Below are 6449 nucleotides of genomic sequence, written 5' to 3' on the forward strand. Positions count from 1 at the left end.
TCATCGGAACCGGATGCGCAGCGCTGTGAGCAGGTACGCGCACAGCAGTGCAAGCAGCGACAACGCCAGCGCGCCCCCGACAGGTTGGGCGAGGACCCGCACGGCCGCGACCAGGTACCGCTCCCCTCCGAAGGGCCACCGCAGCAGGAAGACCTCCCGCATCCGCACCGGGAAGTCCGCCGCCATCCGTACGGCCGGACCCTGCATCGCCTTGTGCACGAGGGGCACGACAAGGACGGGCACGGCGAGGACGGCGGCCAGTCCGGCCGTCGTGGACCTGAACACACCGGCCGCCAGCACACCGGCCCAGGCGCAACCGACGACCAGCCCGAACCAACTCGCGATCAGCGAAAGCCAGTCCGCGGGAACTTGCGTCAGCTCCCGTCCGTAGACGATGTAGAGCACTTCGGCGTCGCAGCCCACGGTGAGGAAGGCGAGCAGCACCGCGGTGGCTCCGGAGACGAGCAGTTTCGCGGTGAGCAGCCCCAGCCGGCGGGGGACGGTGCCGCGGTCCGCCGCCAGGGCGGGGTGGCGGAACTCGTCCCCGAAGGCCAGCGCACCGAGCAGTCCCGCCGCGAGCGCCGCGGGCGGCAGCGGCAGCTCCCGCGGCCACGCCGCGAACAGCCGCGCCTGCGGGGTGTGACCGAGCCGCGCCAGGAGTACGGCGATGAACGCGGACACCACCAGTACGGCACCGCAGATGAGGAAACCGGTGCCGATGCCGCCGGCGCGCCGGATCTCGTAGCGCAGGGGGCGGAGGGGGCTGCGGGCGGGGCGGACCGAGATGGGGGGTGGGAGGGCGGAGGCGGCCGGGAAGGGGCGGCCACCGTCGGGCCGGGCAGCCCGGCCGGTCCGCTGCTGCCGGGCGGCCGGATTCCTGGCCCCGGGCAGGAGGGTACGGGTGCCGGTGACGGTCGCCGTGGGCGTGCGGGTACGTCCGGTCTGCGGTTCGGAAGCCGTGGCGACTCCGCCGGGGCCGGAGTCCGGGGTGGCCGCCGGGTCGGTGGACCGGCCGCCGGTGGCCCTGGCGGACGTATCAGCGGCGTCGGCAGCGGCCGTGTCCTTCTCGCCGGACGCGGCGACTCCGCCGCGGCCATGGGTGCCGTCGGCGGCTGCACCGGCCGACGGCGCGTCGTGCGCCGTAGCACCGGAGACGATCAGCGGACGTTCCACCGCGCCGCCTTGGCCGAGACCGCGGCCGGGCGCAGTCCGCTCGCCGTCGGCGGTCCGCCCGCGCTCCCGCGCCGCGAGCCCGGGAGCCAATGGGCCTTCCCCGACCGGGGAGAGGCCGCGCACGGCCCGCTCAGATTCCGGCGCCGAGGAGTCGAGGGCGTGTTCCCGCCGTCCCGAAGGCTGCCCGGCGATGGTCGTGCCGACCGACGAGTGCCCCGGCGCCGCGGTGTCCGGCTCGGACGCGGATCGGTCGGAGATCGTCGCGCGGGTCCCGCCCGTTGCCGCATCGGTCGCCGGGGCGCGTGACTCCACCGGCGGCTCCGTGGCGCGCGAGTCCGCCGCGTGGAGGGCAGGCGTCGCGGTCTCCTCGGACCCCGGCCTCGCGCGTTCGGGCGCCGCCGGCAACTCGTCCACGGTCCCACGCGGGTTCTCGGGTGAGTCGCCGAGCGCGGCCGAGCCGGGTTCCAGCGCGGAGCCCGGGGCGGGCTCCGGCGCCGGGCAGCCCGGCACGGTACGTCGGCGACGCGCCCACGAAGGACCCGCCGACGCCTGCTTGGGCTCCTCGTACGGGGTCTCGGGCGCCGCCGGTTCCGGTTCCGCCGGGGTGTGGTCCTGCCGGGTCTCCCGGTCCACCCGCGATGAGTCCGGGACCGCCGGGAGGGGCTCGGTGGAGCACACCCCGGTGTCGCTCTCCGCACCGGCTCCCGGCCCCATGTCACCGACCTCGTCCGCCAGTTGGTGGACGAGGATGCCGTGGCGGAACGCGATCTCGCCGACGTCGGCGGTCGTGGTGCCGTACACCGACAGGCGGTTGCCGCCCTCGCGTACGACCTCGACGGAGCGGCGAGTGGTGCGCGCGTCCTTGGTGAGCAGCGCCGCGAGGCGTACGGCGTGAGGGCTGCGGACGGCCACGCGAGGGCGAAGCCGGGTGCGGGCGAACGCCCTTGCTTCCTGGTCCGCGACGACTCTGCCGGCGTCGAGCGTGACGACCCGGTCTGCGGTGCGCGCGGCCTCCTTGGTGTCGGCCGTGGTGAAGAGCACCGTGCCGCCCTGGACGGCGTAGGCCCGCAGCGTGCTGTGCAGCCACTGGGCCTCACGGGCGGAGAGGCCGTCGGCGGGTTCGTCGAGGACGAGCGTGTGCGGGTCGGGCAGCAGGGCGCAGGCCAGGCCGAGTCTGCGGTCCATGCCGCGCGACAGCGTGCCGAGGCGTTCCTCGCGGAGGCTGACGAGACCGACCGCTTCGAGGATCTCGTCGGCCCGCCGCGCGGGGACTCCCGACGCCGCGCACAGCATGCGCAGATGGCCCCGGACCGAGCGGGACGGGTGGCCCGGTACGTCGCCGAGGAGTACGCCGACTTCCCGCGACGGATGTGCGATCCGATGCAGGGGCCGCCCTTTGAAGTAGGTGATGCCGCGGCCGGGTTGGAGCTCAAGCATGAGTTTGAGCGCCGTCGTCTTGCCCGCACCGGCGGCCCCGAGGAGCGCGGTGACATGCCCGGCGCGCGCTTCGAAGGAGACGTCGTCGACAGCGGGCGGATGCGCCTTGCGGGGGTTGCTGGTCAGTCCGAAGGCCTGGATCACCTGAAGCAAGATAGCGCTACATGTCCGGTTTTCCCGGTATAAGGCGACTTGCGGAAACATGCCGCGTGGTCTAGCCCCGATCTTGTCCGCCGTTCGATGGACCCGGGGCTCAGTACGGGCAGCCGGTGCGCCGGTCGCCCAGGCGGGCCCACCGCCCTCGCCTCACACCTCGGGGCGCAGCATCGGCGGGTTGAGCAGGGTGGCGCCGCCTGCTCGGAAGAGCTGGGCCGGCCTGCCGCCCTGGCGTGTGGTCGTGCCCCCCGTGGGGACGAGGAAGCCGGGCGTTCCGGTGACCTTGCGGTGGAAGTTGCGCGGGTCGAGGGCCACGCCCCACACCGCCTCGTACACCCGGCGCAGCTCTCCGACGGTGAATTCGGGCGGGCAGAAGGCGGTGGCCAGCGACGAGTACTCGATCTTGGAGCGGGCGCGCTCCACTCCGTCGGCGAGGATCTGCGCGTGGTCGAAGGCGAGTGGCGCCACGGGCTCGCCGTCGCGGCCGTATCCACCCTGCTGGAGCAGTTCCTCGACCGGGGCCCAGCGCGCGTTGCTGGCGTCACCGCCGGCGCGCGGTGCGGGCAGGTCGGGCGCGAGCGCGAGATGCGCGACGCTGACCACGCGCATACGCGGGTCCCGCTTGGGGTCACCGTAGGTGGCGAGCTGCTCCAGGTGGGCTCCGTTGTCCTGAGCCGGGACCGAGGGATCGTGCGCGCACAGCCCGGTCTCCTCGGCCAGCTCGCGCGCCGCCGCCTGGGACAGATCCTCGTCGGCCCGTACGAAGCCGCCGGGCAGCGCCCAGCGCCCCTGGAACGGGGGCTCACCCCTGCGGACCGCCAGCGCGCACAGGGAATGGCGGCGCACGGTCAGCACGACCAGATCCACGGTGACGGCGAAGGGCGGAAAGGCTGACGGGTCGTAGGGCATGCCGCGATCATAGTCGTCTTCCTGACGATAAACACGCCCTTCGCCAGTCGCACCGGGGGCGATTCCGCTTGGCTGCGGAACGGGGCGCAAAACCGGCTCTCCGTCCGTCGATCCAGTGCCGTCCTACGAGGTCACCGCCTGTTCCGCGGGTATCACGCTCCCAGTTGCAGGCCGTCCGCCGCCTCCTCCACCATGGCCAGTCCCAGTCGGCTGATCCGCACGGCGAAAGGGGCGCCCGCGACGCGCAGGCCGCTGAGTCCGAGTTCGCCGAGCGGGGCGCTGCGGACGGGGCGCAGGGTGACAGTGCGGGCGGGGGCGTCGGGACGGATACCGGCGAGGACGGTGAGCAGCAGGACCACGGAGGCCGCGGCGGTGGCCGCCGGACGGCAGGCGGCGGGGTGCGGGAGGGGCGCGGTGCCGGCGGAGCGGTGTTCCCCGGCGAACATCTCGGGCAGCCGGTGCCCGAAGTGTTCCGCCGCGTCCAGCAGCCCGTTCAGCAGTCCGGCCGCCTCCTTCTCGTATCCGGCCGCCGCCAGTCCGGCGACCGCGAGTGCCGTCTCTTGGACGCGCACGGCTCCGGTCCGGTGGCCGAACGGATTGTGGCCCGCCTCCTTGGTGCCGAGGCCGCGCAGTCCCCAGCCCGCGTCCATGGCGGGGGTGCCGAGCAGTCGGGCGAGGTGTGCGGTGTGCACCTTGTCGAGCAGGCCCGGGGCGAACATGCCGGCGCCGAGCAGCCCGGTGTCGAGGAGGTGGACGGCAGTGGCGGCCAGGTGGGGCACGGGCCGGCCGTCCGGTGTCAGGGCCATGGCCGGTCGTCCACCACTGCGGTCCTCCACCCAGAAGTCGGCCCGGAAGGCCGACCGCAGGGTTTGGGCCCACTGGCGCAATTCCGTGGCGCCCGGTCTGTCGTAGGCGTCGAGCAGGTCGGCACCGAGCAGGGCGGCGCGATGCGCGTGGGCCTGGGTCTCGCAGCGGGCCGGTCCTGCGGGGTGCGGGTCGGAGAGGTAGGTGCCGTCGCGGACGGTGGTCCGCAGCCAGGTCAGGCAGCGCTCGGCCGAGGGGAGCAGTTCCTGGGTCTCCCGTTCGGGCAGCCCCCAGCGGCGGGCCTCGGCCAGCAGGACGGGGAAGAGCAGTGTGGCCTCCGTCGCGGTGCAACTCGGCGGGAGATGCGGGCCGGCGTCGCGTCGAGGGCCGGGGATCATGCCGGTCCGGGGACCCGGCCCCGGGAGCTGGGTACGGGCCAAGGTGCGCAGGGTGCCCGCGGCGAGGCGAGTGCCGAGGGGCAGCGTCATGCGGGCGGCGGCGAGCGCCTCGGCCGGGGCCATTCCGCAGCGCCAGGGGGCGCCCGCCGCGAGGTAGGTGTCGGAGGGGTGTGCCGGGTCGCGCAGGAGCAGTGCCCGGAGGTCGGCGACGGCCGAGTGCAGCAGCGGGCCGACCCGGGGGTCGTCGCCGGCCGCCCGGGCGGGGGCCACAGGGCTGGTGGCGGCGTGTCCCACGGCCCGCAGGGGACCGGCGCCCTCGGGCCGGACCCGCAGTTCCACGGCTGCCGTCCCGCCCGGTGGCAGTTCCAGCTCCCAGCGCAGCAGTCCGGCGGACGCCAGGGCGTCGGTGGGCGACGGGTCCGCGGTGACGCAGGCAGCGGTGTCGGCCTCGGCCCAGCGCAGACCCGAGTCGTGGACGCTGGCCGGGAGTTCGGGGCCTGCCGTCCCGGCGGCGATGGCGCCGAGTTCCGCCAGGTCGGTGCCGAGGGCCACCTCGACGGGCAGGCGCAGCGGACGCGGGGCCGCGCTGCGGAGTGTGATCCTTTCGGTTCCGTCGGCGTGGCGTGTCCGTTCGACGACGACATCGGGGTCGGGGCCGGCCGCTGCTGAAGTGCGCAGCGTCCCCACGAAACGGGCGCTGTCGGCCCCGGTCATCCTGGCCTGCACCGGCAGCGGTTCACGGCCTGCCACACGGACCTGGCACCGGGACAGCAACCGCCTGCCGCCCCGGTAGAACCCGTCCAGTCCCCGGCCTGCCAACTGCCCCGACTCGCCGGAGATGGCGAGGCCGGGCAGGGCCACGCAGATCAGCGCGGTGTGTGTGGGCGGCAACTCCGGCACCGGGCGGCTGACCGGAGGTGTACGGGGCGGCGCAGCCACGGCTGGGCGGCGGGGCCGGGAAGTGACAGCGGACGGGGGGCTGCCCTGGGCGGACGGGGCGGGGGGACGGACGTCCGCGCAGGCGGTCGGTCGAAAGTCGGCTGCCCTCGGTGCGCGGGGGCCTGCGCCGTCCGTCAGGGACGGCTCGGGACTGCTCCGGGGCGGACGTTCGCCGGCGGTGGAGGGCGGAGTCGGCTGCTGGTGCATGGGCTGGCTTCTTCTGCGCTCGGTGTGCCTCGGACGTGCTGGGCGGCCGGTGGGTCGCCCCGGAGGACAGGGGGGGTGCGGCGGCTGGGCCCGTCCAGGCTTTCCGCCACTCAGGTGAACGGCAGGGGACTCGTCCGGGTCACGGCTCGCCCGATGAAGCCGACCGAATGGTGGCGCGACCGGTCGGCGGGGGTGGCCGTCAGGGCACCTGGTGCCGGCGCGACCGGTACGCGTGGGGCCGGCAGGGCACCTGGTGCCGGCACGACCGGTACGCGTGGGGCCAGCAGGGCACCCGGAGCCGATCGGCCTCGATGCCTCGCCGGGAGCGCGCTCCCGGCACGCCCGGAGATGCCTCCGCTCAGGCCCGGTGGACGGGCGGCCGTTCCCCTGCGCGCCCGGCACCTGTCCGGGCTCACACCGGCCGAT

3 protein-coding genes are annotated in these 6449 nt (G+C 75.0%); all 3 read right to left on the minus strand.

All coding sequences use genetic code 11. The features are described from left to right. Positions 1-2754 (minus strand): ATP-binding cassette domain-containing protein, encoded by a 2754-nt coding sequence (locus tag AQJ11_RS28325; RefSeq protein WP_059265015.1) that lies wholly within the window; start codon positions 2752-2754, stop codon positions 1-3. Between the two features lie 162 nt (positions 2755-2916). Further along, positions 2917-3675 (minus strand): NUDIX hydrolase, encoded by a 759-nt coding sequence (locus tag AQJ11_RS28330; protein WP_014675471.1) that lies wholly within the window; start codon positions 3673-3675, stop codon positions 2917-2919. A gap of 152 nt (positions 3676-3827) precedes the next feature. After that, positions 3828-5777 carry a glycogen debranching N-terminal domain-containing protein gene (locus AQJ11_RS28335; protein ID WP_059265018.1) on the minus strand — a complete coding sequence of 650 codons (1950 nt, stop codon included), beginning with the start codon at positions 5775-5777 and terminating at the stop codon, positions 3828-3830. Positions 5778-6449: the final 672 nt, after the last annotated feature.

Origin of the sequence: Streptomyces corchorusii, from assembly GCF_001514055.1 — a bacterium.
Lineage (GTDB): Bacteria > Actinomycetota > Actinomycetes > Streptomycetales > Streptomycetaceae > Streptomyces > Streptomyces olivaceoviridis.

Excerpts from the sequence above, each read along its gene's own strand:
- AQJ11_RS28330 (WP_014675471.1), bottom strand. The coding sequence starts at position 3,675 with ATGCCCTACGACCCGTCAGCCTTTCCGCCCTTCGCCGTCACCGTGGAT.